At 33.0% G+C, this 15,948-nt stretch carries 10 protein-coding genes and 1 pseudogene; 8 read left to right on the plus strand and 3 right to left on the minus strand.

What is annotated here, in order from left to right; genetic code table 11:
• Positions 1–12 precede the first annotated feature (12 nt).
• The 7 genes and pseudogenes from LWP20_RS14405 (at position 13) to LWP20_RS14430 (ending at position 9,910) form a co-directional block, all read left to right on the plus strand.
• Entirely contained in the window at positions 13–2,355 is a 2,343-nt protein-coding gene (locus tag LWP20_RS14405) for a GumC family protein (RefSeq protein ID WP_242928859.1), read from the plus strand.
• 129 nt (positions 2,356–2,484) lie between these two features.
• The gene (locus LWP20_RS14410) at positions 2,485–3,945 is read left to right on the plus strand and encodes a lipopolysaccharide biosynthesis protein (protein WP_242928860.1); all 1,461 of its coding nucleotides are present in this window, start codon (positions 2,485–2,487) and stop codon (positions 3,943–3,945) included.
• A 425-nt stretch (positions 3,946–4,370) separates the two neighbouring features.
• Positions 4,371–5,264: a glycosyltransferase family 2 protein gene (locus tag LWP20_RS14415; RefSeq protein ID WP_242928861.1), complete on the plus strand. Its 894-nt coding sequence runs from the start codon at positions 4,371–4,373 to the stop codon at positions 5,262–5,264.
• A gap of 835 nt (positions 5,265–6,099) precedes the next feature.
• Positions 6,100–6,300 (plus strand): annotated as a pseudogene (locus LWP20_RS18400) (ATP-grasp fold amidoligase family protein); the annotation flags it as partial.
• Positions 6,301–6,390: 90 nt separating this feature from the next.
• Positions 6,391–7,311, plus strand: coding sequence for a glycosyltransferase family 2 protein (locus LWP20_RS14420; protein ID WP_242928862.1), 921 nt, complete (start codon positions 6,391–6,393; stop codon positions 7,309–7,311).
• Positions 7,312–7,412: 101 nt separating this feature from the next.
• On the plus strand, positions 7,413–8,720 hold the full coding sequence (locus LWP20_RS14425) for an O-antigen ligase family protein (RefSeq protein WP_242928863.1): 1,308 nt from the start codon (positions 7,413–7,415) through the stop codon (positions 8,718–8,720).
• Positions 8,721–8,812: 92 nt separating this feature from the next.
• Positions 8,813–9,910 carry a glycosyltransferase gene (locus tag LWP20_RS14430; RefSeq protein ID WP_242928864.1) on the plus strand — a complete coding sequence of 366 codons (1,098 nt, stop codon included), beginning with the start codon at positions 8,813–8,815 and terminating at the stop codon, positions 9,908–9,910.
• Positions 9,911–9,950: 40 nt separating this feature from the next.
• Here the strand turns inward: LWP20_RS14430 and LWP20_RS14435 are convergent, their stop codons facing one another.
• The 3 genes from LWP20_RS14435 to LWP20_RS14445 form a co-directional block, all read right to left on the minus strand.
• On the minus strand, positions 9,951–10,664 hold the full coding sequence (locus tag LWP20_RS14435; protein ID WP_242928865.1) for a polysaccharide lyase family 20 protein: 714 nt from the start codon (positions 10,662–10,664) through the stop codon (positions 9,951–9,953).
• A 363-nt stretch (positions 10,665–11,027) separates the two neighbouring features.
• Entirely contained in the window at positions 11,028–12,461 is a 1,434-nt protein-coding gene (locus tag LWP20_RS14440; protein ID WP_242928866.1) for a heparin lyase I family protein, read from the minus strand.
• A gap of 1,260 nt (positions 12,462–13,721) precedes the next feature.
• Positions 13,722–14,822: a glycosyltransferase family 4 protein gene (locus LWP20_RS14445; protein ID WP_242928867.1), complete on the minus strand. Its 1,101-nt coding sequence runs from the start codon at positions 14,820–14,822 to the stop codon at positions 13,722–13,724.
• 798 nt (positions 14,823–15,620) lie between these two features.
• Here LWP20_RS14445 and LWP20_RS14450 point away from each other — a divergent pair.
• The coding region (locus LWP20_RS14450) for a hypothetical protein (RefSeq protein ID WP_242928868.1) at positions 15,621–15,948 on the plus strand (328 nt) is incomplete at its 3' end.

Genomic DNA, 15,948 nt, shown 5'->3' on the forward strand with positions numbered 1-15,948 from the left:
TAGCCAGTTGTAATGGAAGAGAAAGATATATATATAATTGAGTCAGAACAGATAAACCTGAAGAAGATATTTACTAAATACCTGAGATTTTGGTATTTATTTATAGTTAGTATTCTTATCTGCTTAGGTGCTGCTTATCTCTATCTGTTGAGCGTAACACCCGAATATTATATCAGCAGTACATTATTAATTAAGGATAATAAGAAGCAAGGTAATGAGCCTCTAAGTACAGACTATGGCGATTCTGAACTATCAAATTATAGTCAGAATCTGAAAAATGAAATTGAGGTACTTAAGTCAAAGGGGTTAATGGAAAAAGTAATTAAAGACCTCTCTTTGTATACGTCTTATTTTGTAGAGGATGATTTTAAAGAGCGTGAGATATACGGAGAGGAGTTGCCACTTAAAGTTATTGTAAATAAATTAAGTGAAGCGGCATACGGTAAGGTTATTACAATAACTATAAAAAATAAGAACAGGTTTAAGTTGGATGATGGAATAAACCTGTCAATCTATGAATTTGGTAAAAAGATTAAAACCCCTTATGGTGTATTTACAGTAATTGCTGCTCCTGAGGACTCTTCCAATATGCATAGGAAGGTTATGGTAAAATTTCATGATACCTTGGATTTAGCGCTTTCTTATAGTAACATGCTTAGCATAACAACTATAGATAAAGATGCAAGTGTAATATCTGTTGGACTAACAAATCCAGTTCCGGAAAAAGGAAAAGACATAATTAACAAACTTGTTGAACTCTATAATTACGAAGCGATAAATGAAAAGAAAGCTATAGCGGCAAATAGTTTAGCTTTTTTAGATGGCCGATTGAAATACCTGATTAGAGAGCTGACTGATGTGGAGGAAAATGTGGAGCGTTATAAGCGCCAGTATGAAGTTATGGATGTTAATTCAGAGGCCCAGCTTTATTTGGAGAAATCAACTGATTATAATAGGCAACTTTCTACTTGGAATGCTCAGATTGATGTTTTGGAAACAATTGAGCAATACTTATCCAGGAGAGAGAACAAGAATGAATTAGTACCAAGTTCGCTTAATATTCAAGACCCTACATTACAGGTTTTAATTAAACAGTTTAACGAGCTACAGTTAGAGCGACAGAACTATTTGCGAACTATGCAAGCAAGTAACCCACTTGTGCAAGATGTAAATGAACAGCTTGCAAACCTGCAGGTTAACATACTTGAAAACCTGCGGAATATTAAAAAAGGACTGGTTATTAACCGGGATAACCTTCAGAGAAGCTATGCTAAAATAGAATCAAAAAAGCAGCAAGTCCCATCTATTGAGCGTGAATTGCTTGATATAAACCGAGAGCAGGGTACTAAAGAAGGGCTTTATTTATACTTATTAAAAAAGCGAGAGGAGTCGGCGTTATCCTTGGCAGCAAACTTTCATAATGCTAAGGTAATTGATGTAGCATTAGTCCATCCTGAGCCTGTTAGCCCGCGAAAAAAGCTCATTTACATAGTTGCATTTCTACTTGGTATAGGATTACCAGTTGCCTTCATAAATATCAAGGAGTTGGCAAACGATAAGGTGCAGTTTAAAAAAGATATTGAAGATTTAACAAATACACCAATTCTGGGAGAAATTTCTCATGATAATAAAGGAGATATTGTTGTTGTTACTAGCAAAAACAGGAGCCCGGTAGCAGAATTATTTCGTCTTATTCGCGCTAACCTGCAATTCGCTACTGTTGGCAGCGAAAATAAAGTAATACTTATAACATCCAGTATGGGTGGAGAAGGTAAAACTTTTTTTAGTATAAATCTGGCAGCAAGTTTAGTGCTAACAGGTAAAAAAGTGGTTGTAGTAGGGTTTGATTTACGAAAACCAGCCTTGGTACAAGGCTTTGGTATATCTAATGAGAATGGAATTACAAACTATCTTATTTCAAATGATTTACCGATTGATGATATTTTAATTCCTCTTGAACAAACGCCAGACCTTTACTTAATAGGCTCCGGACCTATACCGCCTAATCCATCGGAAATAATGTTGCACCCTAAAGTTGGTACAATGATAGATCAACTTAGAGGAGCATTTGATTATGTCATTATTGATACAGCCCCTGTTGGCCAGGTAGCTGATGCATTAGCATTATCACCTCATATAGACTCAAGTATATATATTGTAAGATATAATTATACGTCTAAAGAACAGGTTCAAATTATTGATGATATATATATAAATAAAAAACTCAAACATCCGATGATTGTGCTCAATGATGCTAAAAAGCAAAATGGTTACGGGTATGGCTATGGTTATGGCTACGGCAATATGCATGATCCAACTTGGAATACTAAATTCAGAAAGAAGACAAAGGTTTAAGTATTTATAAAATTTCTTAGTAATAATAAATACTTAAACTTATTATTCCTGCTGTGGAGAAACAGTAAATTTATTTTTATTTACAATTAAAAGTATCATCAGTATAATCCTAGTTTATAAAAAAAATCGATGGAAAATGCAAGCCTCAAGGATAAAGCTGCACAAGGGGTGTATTGGACTAGTTTACAATTGGTGGTTAACAAATTTTTGAGTTTTGGAATAAAACTTGTATTGGCTAAAGTACTTTATCCAGACCAGTTTGGCTTAGTTGGTATGGCTGCAGTAAGCATTTCCTTTATAACCATATTTAATGATTTAGGTATTGGTTCTGCGCTGGTACAGCGAAAAGAAGATAACATAAGGGATGAACATTACCATACCGCTTTTTGGACTGGTATAGTGTGGTCTATAGTCATTTATTTATTTATTTATTTTATAGCAGCGCCTTTTTTAGCGGCTTTCTATAAAGAACCTCTTCTAAATAAGATTATACCTGTTTTAAGTATTGGTGTTCTATCGTCGCCAGTGAACATGATTCATAAAATATTTCTTACAAAACAAATGAATTTTAAAAAATTAGCTTTCATTGATAATGTATCAAATATTTTGTCTGGAGTATTGGCGCTCACTCTTGCATATAGTGGAGCAGGAGTGTGGTCACTAGTATTTAATTCTGTTGCTTCTTTTGTTATAGCTATGCCGCTTTTCTTTAAAGCAACTTATTGGACACCGAAGTTTTTATGGAATAAGCAGGCATTTAAAGAAATATTTGGATTCGGCGTTTACACAACAGGTACACAAGTAATGAACATATTAATGCAAAATATCGATTATCTCTTAATTGGAAAACTTGTAAGTGCTGCTGCGTTAGGTAAATATACTTTAGCTTTTGTTCTCACTGATACCTTCAGGTATCAGATTACAGGAATGATTAATAAAGTGATGTTTCCAATTTATAGTAAAAAACAAAATAATCATGAGGTGGTAAAGAATATGTATTTTAAAGTCGTTAAATATAATAGCCTCTGTGTTTTTCCTTTTATGATTTTTTTTATCGTATTAGCAGAGCCAATTGTATTAAACTTTTTTGGTGAAAAGTGGCTAGGCTCGATTGAACCTCTGCGAATACTGGCATTATCAGTAATGATTCATGGTTTAGTAAACAGCCATGCTATTTTGTTCAGAAGTCTTGGTAAACCAAGGTTTGAAATGAAAGTACAACTTATCAAAGCTTTAGCTTATATTCCTATAATTGCTTTAGGGATTTATTGGTATGGTGTTGTTGGTGCAGCTTGGGCTTATGTTATTACTAAAATATTGGAAGTAATTATAGCCCAGTATTCATTAAAACAATTACTTAATATTACCTTCTTAGATATAGTTTTAGCTATAAAAGTAACATTATTGGCTAGTATTGCTGCATTTATATTTGCAAAGGTACTTTATAATTTAGGTTTACATTTCCTGATATGTACATCGGTGTTAGTGTTTGTTTATAGCACTATAGTTTGGTTTTTTATGAGTAAAGAATTGATAGGTTTTTATATGAGTATCAGAAAATCAAGTAATAAAGGTGCTGTTTTGGTTTGATAAATGCTCTTTGTTTGTTATAAATGTAGATTGATTATTTTGTCATTAAAGGAACTTAAGTCTTTCGTAGTTTATATTCTTTCAAAATATAGATCAAAATATTTTATAATATTGAGATTTAATATATGACTTTTTGAATGCATATCATAAAGAGGGAAATGGATGAGTTTATTCAAAGCACTCGAACCAAATTTATAATTCAGGGTAAAAACAAAATTATTGCGGTTTATTATAATAATATGCCCCCTTAATCCAGATCTGGAAATAATAATATCAGGTTACTATACTTATTTAAAATAGTATTATTTAATAAATTACAGTAAGATAATTATTTTAAAAAGTGATGATTTTTTATTATAAGTATGTTTTGATAAATGCGTATTAGTTATGAGAGAGTTTAAACTTTTAATTACTTAATATCTTAGATGCATTATAACCCTCTAGTATCAATTATTATTCCTACATATCATGATTGGGAAAGATTGTCTAAATGCATAAATGCATTAGAAAATCAAACTTATGGCTCTGATATGTATGAGGTTATTATTGTTAATAATGACTTAATGGATGCAGTTCCGGATAATTTTTACAATATAAATAATTTACAAATTATAACAGAACAAAAATCCGGTTCTTACGCTGCCAGAAATGCTGGACTTTCAATTGCTAATGGGGAAATAATAGGTTTTACAGATTCTGATTGCATTCCTGCCCTTAATTGGATTGAAGCGGCTGTCAATTTTTTTAGAGATAATCCTGATGTAGATAGAGTTGGTGGAAGGGTGGATCTCTTTATCGCTGGGGATAAACCTACTTTAGCAGAGGCATACGAAATAGTATATGCTTTTAAACAAGAAGATAATATAAAGTTAGGGGTATCAGTAACTGCAAATATGTTTGCTAAAAAGAGAGTATTTGACTCTATAGGGCTTTTCAATCCTGATGTATATTCGGGTGGAGACTTTGAGTGGGGACTTAGAGCTGCTTCTCACAATTTTAAAATTTGCTTCTCACAAAATGTGATTGTTAAGCATCCAGCGAGAGGGGACTTAAAACAGCTAATTGGAAAAATAAGGCGGGTCGCCGCGGGGAAGCTTCTTTTAGAACCTAAAAAGAGTAATTGGATTTTTAAGTTTTTATATTTTATATATGAGTTCAGACCTCCTGTAAATGAGTTTAAGCATATTCGCACCAGAGGGAAAAGCCTGAGTTTGGAATTTAAGTTCCAAGTTTTTTTGCTAAGGTATTGTATCCGCATACTCCGCGGGTATGAAGTTCTTAAATTGTATAATGGAGCTAAACCTTTTAAAGGTAATTAAATAAATCTATATAATGTCTAGATAAATATTATTTAATTAGTAATTAAACGCCGATTTAAATCTATAATTCCTATAGAAAAATAACCTTTAAAAGTATGTAATTGCGGTTTTTTAATAAATTATATTATTAAATTGTAATTGGTGATTTTGTGTGTTTATTAGTCTAATACCATTGGCATATGATTTTATTTTAAAATTTATCTTTTCTGATAGTTTACTTTAGAAAAGAAGATTTTAATAAATGAATTAAATACCACTACAGTAATTTTGAGAATTACTGATAGAAAAATGCTTCAAAGCTAGTTATTAAAATCTAAATAGGGTATGTAAATCATTTTACAAGTAGAAACTTTTAATACTAATTAAGTAACAAAAATAATTTCAGAGAGTTTGCAAAATAAACTGGTTTTAAAGTGCCGAAGTTATATTAGAAAGGAAAAGATATAAAAATATAAACTTTAGCCAGCTACCTTAACAGTATGTGATCCAGCCTACAATAGGAGATTCTTACAATTTAATCTTAAGAAGGACTCTTTTAATTATTTGGATAGACGTAATTACTCAAATTATGAGCGGACTTAAATATGAGTGATGCTTTAGCGCTAAATCCTCATTTAGAGTTCATGATTGAAGAATTTGTAAAACGGAAGATGGCAAGTACAAAATTCCAAAAGATTACAAGTTTTATACTTTCAATGGCGAGATAGCTAGAATAGAAGTAATTAATAGAATTGGGCCTAACGATGGATCTACTAGTTTGTATACATCAGAATGGCAGTAAGTAGAGAATTTAAATACAAAATATTCAAAAGCTTCTTATGAAGAGCCTCTAAAATGCCTTGACGAGTTAATATTTCTTGCAAAAAGAATTAGCAAGGCTTATGAAATCTTTGTAAGAATAGACTTCTATGCTACAGATAAAGGGGCGGTCTTTGGAGAGTTTACACCTATGCCTGCTTTAGGGAAAGTTTTTACTCCTCAAGCAGAAGATATGTTTGTCAAGTATTGGGACCAATATTGTAAAGACATGATTTGAGGAAATAAAAGCAGCTTTATTAAAAGAGGCAAACATAGCCTATTTAGTAGTAGAATTTTTTTATTTAAGTAAGTTTTAAGATTAATGTTAATGCTGGATAAACTTATGTTTTCTATTATTATACCGGTTCATAATAAATTACCTCATTTGGAAAGGTCAGTGAACTCTGTTCTTAACCAGACCTATACTTATTTCGAGCTTATATTGGTTAATGATGCTTCTACGGATGGCTCTGCTGAAAAAATTAAGAAGTTCCAGGATCCTAGGATAAAGATTTTAAACAGAGACACACCTGGAGCTGGGGGCTATGCAGCAAGAAACCTCGGAATAAAGCATGCGGCCTACGAATGGATTTGTTTTTTAGATGCGGACGATGAATGGGAGCTTACTTTGTTAGAAACTATAGCAGCTGTTATTAACATTAATTCAGATGTTGAAATAGTTAGCTGGGGGTGGTATAAAGTATGTGAAGGCAAGAAAGCAATTGATACCTATTCAACTTTGAACAAAAATTATTCTATAAAGAACTTTACACTAATAGACTTCCTGATAGGTCCTCAGCAGATTTGGACAGGTGCAGTTTGTATTAAAAAGGATCTGATAATAAAGGCTGGAGGCTTTCCTGAAAGTAAGTTTAAGAGAGGTGGGGATATGGATACTTGGACTAGGTGTTTATGGCATAGTAATCATAATTTGTGGATAAATAAGGCCATGTCTTTTTATCATATTGATTCTGTAAACATGGTTACTAAAAGTATTAAGAGGGATTCAGAATTTATATTTTCTCCTTTCTTAGAAGGGCTATTGAAAACAGTTGATGATAAACACTTAAAAAAAGCAATTAAGTATTATCAGAACAGGTATTTATATATTATGCTAAATGGGCGTGTTTATGAAGGTGAGAGCATTAATTATAATTTGCTCAGAAAAATGAATTTTAATAATCAAGCATTATGGTTGATTATTAAGCTACATCTTAATCGTATTAGACTTAAAGTTGCAGCTCTTTAATTAGCTATACTTATTCATAAATGAACTCCTTACTATATAGTGATTTAGTTGGTCATGGGATAAATAATTTTTAAGTTATTTATATAATTAAAAAAATATTTATGATAAAAGTTGCCTCTATCCGAAAACAAGCCCAAAACAAATGTAAAAATGCAAAGAGGCAGCATGAGTGGGGTTTCATTTTAACTATTCTAGCTATAGCTAGTGTTTTTTTAGGAAGTTCTGTAATTAGTATCGATTTTTCCTTTTTCTCATTATACCCATTAAGATTCTTGTGTTTTATTGGATTATTTTTCATGATGTCTAGAGAAAGGTGGAGAGACTCTTTCTTATTATTTAACTCAAGATTCATAGTTATTTTTTTGTTTCTCGGCTTGATTAGTATAATATGGGCTCCAGATACCACATTAGCTATAAAAGAATTTGGCATTCTGCAAACAGGTTTAACTCTTACCTGGCTAATCTCAAAATACATTTACTCAGAAGATAGATTAGAGGTAGTTTTTAAGATATGGATAGTAGGAGCTCTATGTATAAATTTAATAGGTATATGGGAAGTTTGGCATCAGGAATATCTTATAGTTACGGAAATTGGAACAAAAACCGCGAACTCTATTGAACGTAATGGTTTTTTAGCACCGAGAGCTATATTTGCTAATCAAAATAACTATGGTTTTTTTAATGCATTAACTTCTTTGGTCTTACTTGGTAGAGTGATTAACGCTTATAGTCCTAAAATTATATATAGACTTAATATTATTAGCCTCTTACTGAGCATTACTATATTATTTTTTTCATATTCAAGAGCTGCTATTTTCGGATTTATATTAGGTGTGATTGTATTCTGTTTAATTACAATATTTTCGAACAGAAACTATCAAGGTAAACTGGTTAGATTTACTATAATAGGAGCTGTTATTTTTGTGATAATTATTATATTAAATGAATCAGTTGTCGATTCAATAACTAGAATGTTAACCCTTGTAATCGAAAAGAATGATAAGAGTATTGAGAGTGGCGAAGAAGGAAGAAATGTTTTTTATTTAAAGTCGATCAGATATTTTGTTGATAATTTAGGTGTAGGAATGGGGCCTGGTTCTTCAATTTTCAACTTAAATGGAACACCTACACATAACTATCTATTACAAGTTCTTGTAGAATATGGTCCTATTATTTTATTGATCCAAATGTGGGTGGTTTATTGTGCTTATATGAGGTTTGCAAAATATTATACGATTATAAATAACCTTATGCCAATGATGCTAAGATCTACAATTATTGTCTTTCCTCTCTTATGTTTCGGGCCTAGTACAATTATGGTGGAGGGAATATTCTGGCTATGGTATGGATTAGTTATTTCCTACAGCTCAATTGTAATTCGTAAGTATTATGCTTACAAATTATCATAGTATAAAATTTTAATATGTAAACAATATTTAAGATATACTGATTTAGTTGTCCTATCAGTATATCTTAAATATCGTTTAATCATCTTAATGGTATGAAGATTTGTTTTTTTCCTGGAACTTTAGCACTTGGTGGAATCGGAAAGGTTTTTATTAATCTGATAGAAGAATATGCATCTAGAGGTATTCTAGTCGATGTCTTTTTGGTGAAAAGAGAGGGTGAGTTTCTTAATCAACTTCCATCCAATGTTCGTCTTTTTGAGGGTAATGGAAGAGCGTTAAATAGTATTTTCAAATTTATAAAATATATCAAAAAGGAAAAGCCTGACGCTGTCGTTTCAGCAAGGGAATATTTAAATATCATTAATATATTAGGTTGTACTTTGTCTTTTAGTAAAACGAAGGCAGTAGTTTCACTACACACTGACTTGACTGCTGAGAATAAGGAAACTGATGGTAAGACCCTTTATAAAAGTGATTTATTTATAACTTTAGCTAGGATTCTTTATAAATTACCTACTAAGGTTATTGCAGTATCAGAGAGAGTCGCGGATGATTTTTCCTGGCGGATGAATATAACAAGGAATAAAATTAAAGTTATATATAATCCTGTTTATAAGCCTACTTTTAGTGATTTTATACCTTCTAGTTTAAATCCTGCTGTTGTCAGTTGCCTAACTAAAAGATTTATTGTTGCGGTTGGGAGGCTTACTCAAGCAAAAGATTTTGCCAACTTAATCAATGCTTTCAAACTAGTAAGTCAAAATCAGGATGTTTCATTGTTAATATTAGGTGAAGGGCAATTACGTAAAGAATTAGAAGCTCTTATCAAAAGATTATCTTTGGAAAAGAGCGTTTTTTTACTGGGATATATTGAAAGCCCTTCTTATTTTATAAAAAGAGCTTCAGTTCTTGTTGTATCATCTAAATATGAAGGTTTTGGTAATGTAATTGTGGAAGCTCTAGGAGTAGGTACTCCTATTGTATCAACAAATTGTCCGGGAGGACCTAGTGAGATATTAGAAAATGGAAAATATGGCAAGCTTGTGCCAGTGGGAAATTCTGAGATGTTGTCTAGTGCTATTTTAGAAACACTAAATGCCAAACATGATGCTGACTTTCTAATTAATCGAGCAAAAGACTTCGCGGTTTCTAAAATAGCTGATCAATATTTATCATATATTTATGATTAATTTCACGTTTTTATATATTTCTTGTGAATTGTATAATTCCTTAATTTAACTTCTGATATTGTAGTTCTGTACTAAAAATTGTTCTTAAAGGGGCAACATCATTGTAGGTTGCATTTTCATTACCAATGCGAACCTCATCTACATAGAGGACGCGATTGGAATAATGGCTTTCCCAGCTATACTTGTACATGCCAAACTTGAAGTAAGGAACAGTCTTATCATTGTAGCTATTGGGACCTCTGTAGTCAACTACTTTCTTGCCATCTTTCCATACTTCCAGCACCCCGTCAGACTTATAGGAGAAATTGATGTGGTAGACAAAATCCAGCCATTTATCTTTTTCAACCGGGCCTAAGTCGAAAGTTTTGGTACCATCTACCGTCTCATTGGTGTGTATGGCAGAAGCTTCCCATCTTACTACCAATCTATAACGTCCATTTGAAACAGATAGAGAGATAGGAGGGGTGTGATTTGACTCGCCTGCATCAGGCTTTGACCAAAACTGGGTGATAATCTCCCAGTCTTTGGAGTCTGCCCAATTAGCACTAGGCTGGTACAAGCTAAGGCCATACCAGCGGTTTCTGCCGGTTGAAGTATAATTTTGGATGAATTCAGCACGACGGACATCTGTGTCAGCCTTTCTGATTTCTAGTCTGGCTGCTTTATTTCCGGTTCGCTTAAGCGAAGTGGCGGCGGCAAAACTATATGATTTATGGAATTCTCCTTTGAAGGAATCGTACCAGATAGGATACACTTGTCCTTCTCTGACTTCGGGCGCTGATTCAAAACCTTCTTCTGAAAGCAGATTCTTTCTAAATGAATCAACTGATGTAAGGGTTTGACTAAATTTTAAAGTCTTTAGGAGCTTAAGAGAAATTACAGGAGTTAGTCCTGTAATCACACAAATTATTAAAATTGTTTTAGATGGCATATGATTAAACGAATGTTTATATTTTAGTACGTTATGGATTTATTTTTGCATTTAACTAATTCAGTTTATTTGTGTATAATTTGTGCCAAACTATTGATTTATTGTTTTAATACTTCTAAAGAATTTAGGAAGAAAAAAAAAGGGTGCTGAAGGCACCCTTTTTATAATTATAAAGATGATAAAAATTTATTGTTTTATGACTTCAATACCAGAAACGATTGCGTTGTTTGTAACTGACATGAAATCTATTGTAAGAACTCCATCTGTAACAGCTATGTCTTTGAATGTCATGACTTTGGATTTTCCATAGCCATAAAGCTTGAAGATATCAAAGTTGCTTAAAACTCGATTTCCCTCCATGTTTACATAAAATACGCGAGCACCGGATTTTTTGAAATATGGTTCTGTGAACAAAAGGTTTACTGTATAATTACCTGATGTACTTACAGGTATTCTATAGCCAAACGTCTTGCCAGAAGAAGCATATCGATAGCTTTGATACAAAGCATCATCTGTTGTGCCATCGATTGCAATGGCTTTAGTGGCAGTTACTCCTCCAGAGAAGTTAACATCAGCTGCCCATGTTCTTGACTGACTATCTTTATAGCTTCCTGCTCCAGCATTAATTAATTTAACTGTAGTTGAGTTAGTTGTAGTACTTGTAGTAGGGTCTGTTGTGCTACCTGTAGAGGTAGTAGTAGCGCTAGCCGTACCACTTGGAGCAACATCTGTATACGTTGCATTTTCATTTCCAATGCGAACTTCATCTATATAGATTACGCGGTCTGTTAGATGGCTCTCCCAGCTATATTTGTACATGCCAAACTTGAAATAAGGAACAGTCTGGTCATTGTAGCTATTGGGACCTCTGTAGTCAACTACTTTCTTGCCATCTTTCCAAACTTCCAATACCCCGTCAGACTTATAGGAGAAATTGATGTGGTAGACAAAATCCAGCCATTTATCTTTTTCAACTGGTCCTAAGTCGAAAGTTTTGGTACCATCTACCGTCTCATTGGTGTGTATGGCAGAAGCTTCCCATCTTACTACCAATCTATAACGTCCATTTGAAACAGATAGAGAGATAGGAGGGGTGTGATTTGACTCGCCTGCATCAGGCTTTGACCAAAACTGGGTGATAATCTCCCAGTCTTTGGAGTCTGCCCAATTAGCACTAGGCTGGTACAAGCTAAGGCCATACCAGCGGTTTCTGCCGGTTGAAGTATAATTTTGGATGAATTCAGCACGACGGACATCTGTGTCAGCCTTTCTGATTTCTAGTCTGGCTGCTTTATTTCCGGTTCGCTTAAGCGAAGTGGCGGCGGCAAAACTATATGATTTATGGAATTCTCCTTTGAAGGAATCGTACCAGATAGGATACACTTGTCCTTCTCTGACTTCGGGCGCTGATTCAAAACCTTCTTCTGAAAGCAGATTCTTTCTAAATGAATCAATTGAAGTAAGGGCATTAGTAATTGATCCGCTAAATGAAGAATCTGGAGCTATAGTTTCTGTTATAGTGCCTGGATTTTCATTGTCTGGCTGAATTGAATCTTCTTTATTACAAGCAGTGAAAAGTAATGCTAATAAGGGGATGGCTAAAAATTTTTTACGTCTCATTTGGTTAAAGTTGATTTAAGTAAAACCTGTTTCTGAAATAGCTTTATATAATAACTACAATTGGCAGAACAGGCAATTAGAGATTAAAGGTGTAGATTAATGTGTTTAAAAAATATGATTTAACAGGAGAGTTTAATGTGGTTAATTACACTTGGTTTGAGGTGTGTAGAACATTAAAATATAACAAAACAAATTGCCGGCTATAGTTTGTTATTCCTGTTATTATGGTTGCAAACTTATATCAGAAATTTTTTGATGCAAATCTTTTTACTAAAAAATTGAAACCTTATATATTTTAATTGAAAAATTTATATAAAAATGCCGTTCTTTTTAATATATAAAGGGTTGGTATTTAATGTATTATCAATTTTTTATATAGTAAAAAAAAGATCTTTTTTGTTTGTTTGATGAAATGTTTTAAAAAAAATAGAGAGGATTGAGGTCGCTTGGATTGGTAAAATATAGTTATGTTTAGGTGGGGTGATTGTTTGTTACGAATGAGTTTGATTGTACTATGTTTATAAGGTTTGTGGTTTTTGTTTTGTGTTGATAACACTAACGGAATCTTCGATTAAATATTATGTACAATTATTGGGGTTGGCTAATTAAGCAAAAATTTCAAATAGATTGTGAGTGGTTATGAAAGGATATAGCTAGGCGCTGTTCAGGTGGATATAACCACGAACTGGTTTTTCATTTAATTATAATGCAGTTTCATCAAAACTTTGGAGGCATTATTAGAGGGAAGGGAGTATAAGTGAAGGATACAATATTTATGGCTTGATTATTATAAGACCAAGATTTGGAGGCAATAAATGAAAGGTGTGGGTGAGCAACTCTATTATGAGATAGTATGAGATAGGCAATTCAAGAGAGATTAAAATTATTAGAAGTAATAGGCTAACAACAACTAATCTCAGGTAAGCAAATACATCATTAAATAATGTATGAACTAAGGGAGTGTTCATGTAAGTTTCTTAATGCGACATTATCGAAACTTACATTTCCATGTTGTATCGCTTATTTGAATCTATTAAGCTGTTCTCAGTATTGAAGAAACTAATTAGTATACTTTAATTTAAAAATCAATTAATGGGCTAAGTATGGGCATGTATAGTTGAAAGGGAACTGCCAAATAAATAAACCCTTGAAGTAAAGCTATTAAAAGTTAATTCTTAAGTATAGCTAGAAGCAATTGATTAGATTTATACTTTTTAAAATTACTATCTCAGCTATTAATTACTTTGGTAAAAAGTGATGTTAAAACCTTGAGTTAATATTATCTATATATTGTTTGCCCAGATAATCCCACTCGAAAAGTGCGACTGTCTTTTTTGTATTTTGACATATTCTTTCATAGTTAGAAAACACTAAGTCAATTCTCGATTTTAGATCCTCTACAGACTGATGATCGCAAGAGTAACCTACTTCACCTTCATTAAAGTAACCATCTATTCCATCTCCTTTTGTATAAATTATTGGTAGCCCCTGTGTGAGAGCTTCAACATAAACAACACCAAATGTTTCAGAAGGAGAAAGCATAATAAATATGTCATTTTGCCTATATATTTTCAATAATTTGTTCATATCCCTGACTTCTCCTAAGTAATTAATGGTATTACCTTTTTTGATTGTCTGAGAAAGTGCGGCGAAGTCCCAGTTTAAATCATTTGAGCCCACAATATTTAAATTATAACGTCTATCATTATACATCCTGAGATACTTTAAAAGTATTTCCAGGTTTTTCTGTTTAGTTACACGACCAACAAAGAGAATATTTATTACCTCAAAATCTTTGTTGAAATCACTTTTCTCATGAATGTTTCTAATCCAGAAATCGTCTACCCCATTTGGAAGTAATAGAAACTTCTCTTTACTAATATTAGGATAAAGTGCTATCACTCTTTCGCGATATGCTGGAGAGACGAAAAAAACAATTTTAGCCTTTTTCAGGACAGTTTGAGCAATTGATCGTAAAATTTTGCTGTTTTTTATATGAGAGTGTACGTCAGCACCCCTTACAGTAACAACATATCCTTTTTGAATAAGCAAACTCAGTACAAAGGCAGGTACACCATCACTCACCAAGGTATGTGCATGTATATACTCAATATTACCTTCAAATTTTTTATTATAAAAGAGGTATAAAACTTTAACCACTTTAGTAAAGAATAGGGCTTTATCTAAACCAGAATAAATGTAATCTATATTTATTCCTTCGATGTGCTTTTCCTTGAAAGACTTATAAACTGGAATAATGAATTTGTCTTGCCGAAACTTGGCTAATGTATTATAAAAATTAAGATGGATTTTATTAGTCAGAAAATAGCTATTAATGTGTAAAGCGTTAAGGTTTTTCATTGCTGGATATGTTTAATAGCGCATGTTGAAGGCTAACTATATGGGTGCTGCATATGCAGAAAGCTTATTTTACTTATTGAATCCAAGAACTTTAAATGAACCGGTTAACTTGAATCAATATAGGAGCAAGTAAAATTAGTAAATACTTATTTGGATTTAATTACGTTTTTATTGTGAAAAAGTAATTAAAAGTTTTTCTGATTTTAGGTTATTTTTATTTAGATAATATAATAGCCTAACTACTATGTGCTTTTTATACTTTATCAGACTTAATTTCAGAGAAGTGAAATTCATAATATATTACTATATGTAATATTTTGATGATTACCATATTTAGATCGCTAATCATTTGCTATAATGCCAATTTAATAATCATATCTGAACGATATATAGAAATATTCTTAGTATTGGATAATGAATAATTTTAGTTAAAATAATTGAATTTTATAGTCTGAAATTTAAATTGGTCGTATCAATAACCAGTTAGTTTCACGTGTCAGACCTATACTGTCTTTTAATTTAGACATCCAATAATTGCTTATTCAGTAGCTTAAAGCTGGTGTTTTGCCGTTCTACTTTCTCTTTCAGGGATTTAAAGATTCACACAGCCCTTCTTTCCCCTGGCGACTTGTCTCAAAGTCAAGCATCCAATTATATTAATAAATTTTAATTTTAATCCTGTAAGTAGCAATGAGCAAGAATTTTACACCTTCTCTGGCGAAGTTGGTAGTGCAATCATTAATACTATTAGCGTTACCATTCTTAGTTTCCTTTTCGGTTATGGGGCAATGTCCTCCTGTGAGTACCTTAACGTGCGAGCAGGTGCAGGTAGCCTTGCCCTACAGCCTCTCCTTTGGCTCGGAGGTGGCAGGCACGCTGGCCGACAAGAGCGGGCTGGGCACAGGTTTCACGATGGTAGATGCCTACTCGGGCACGCGCCTGTCAGCTGACGGGGCGGTGAGTAACCCGGAGGTTCCGGGCTACGAGCCTTCCAAGCTCACCCTTGCAGGCGGTAGCCTGCAAGTGGTCACCAATAAAGGCATTGCCTCCACCACGAGCAATAATCAAATCAATAGCTTAGGAGTGAAAGTAGACTCGCGCAACCGCCTGCAGGCAGAGGTGACGC

The organism is Pontibacter vulgaris (assembly GCF_022758145.1).
Lineage (GTDB): Bacteria > Bacteroidota > Bacteroidia > Cytophagales > Hymenobacteraceae > Pontibacter > Pontibacter vulgaris.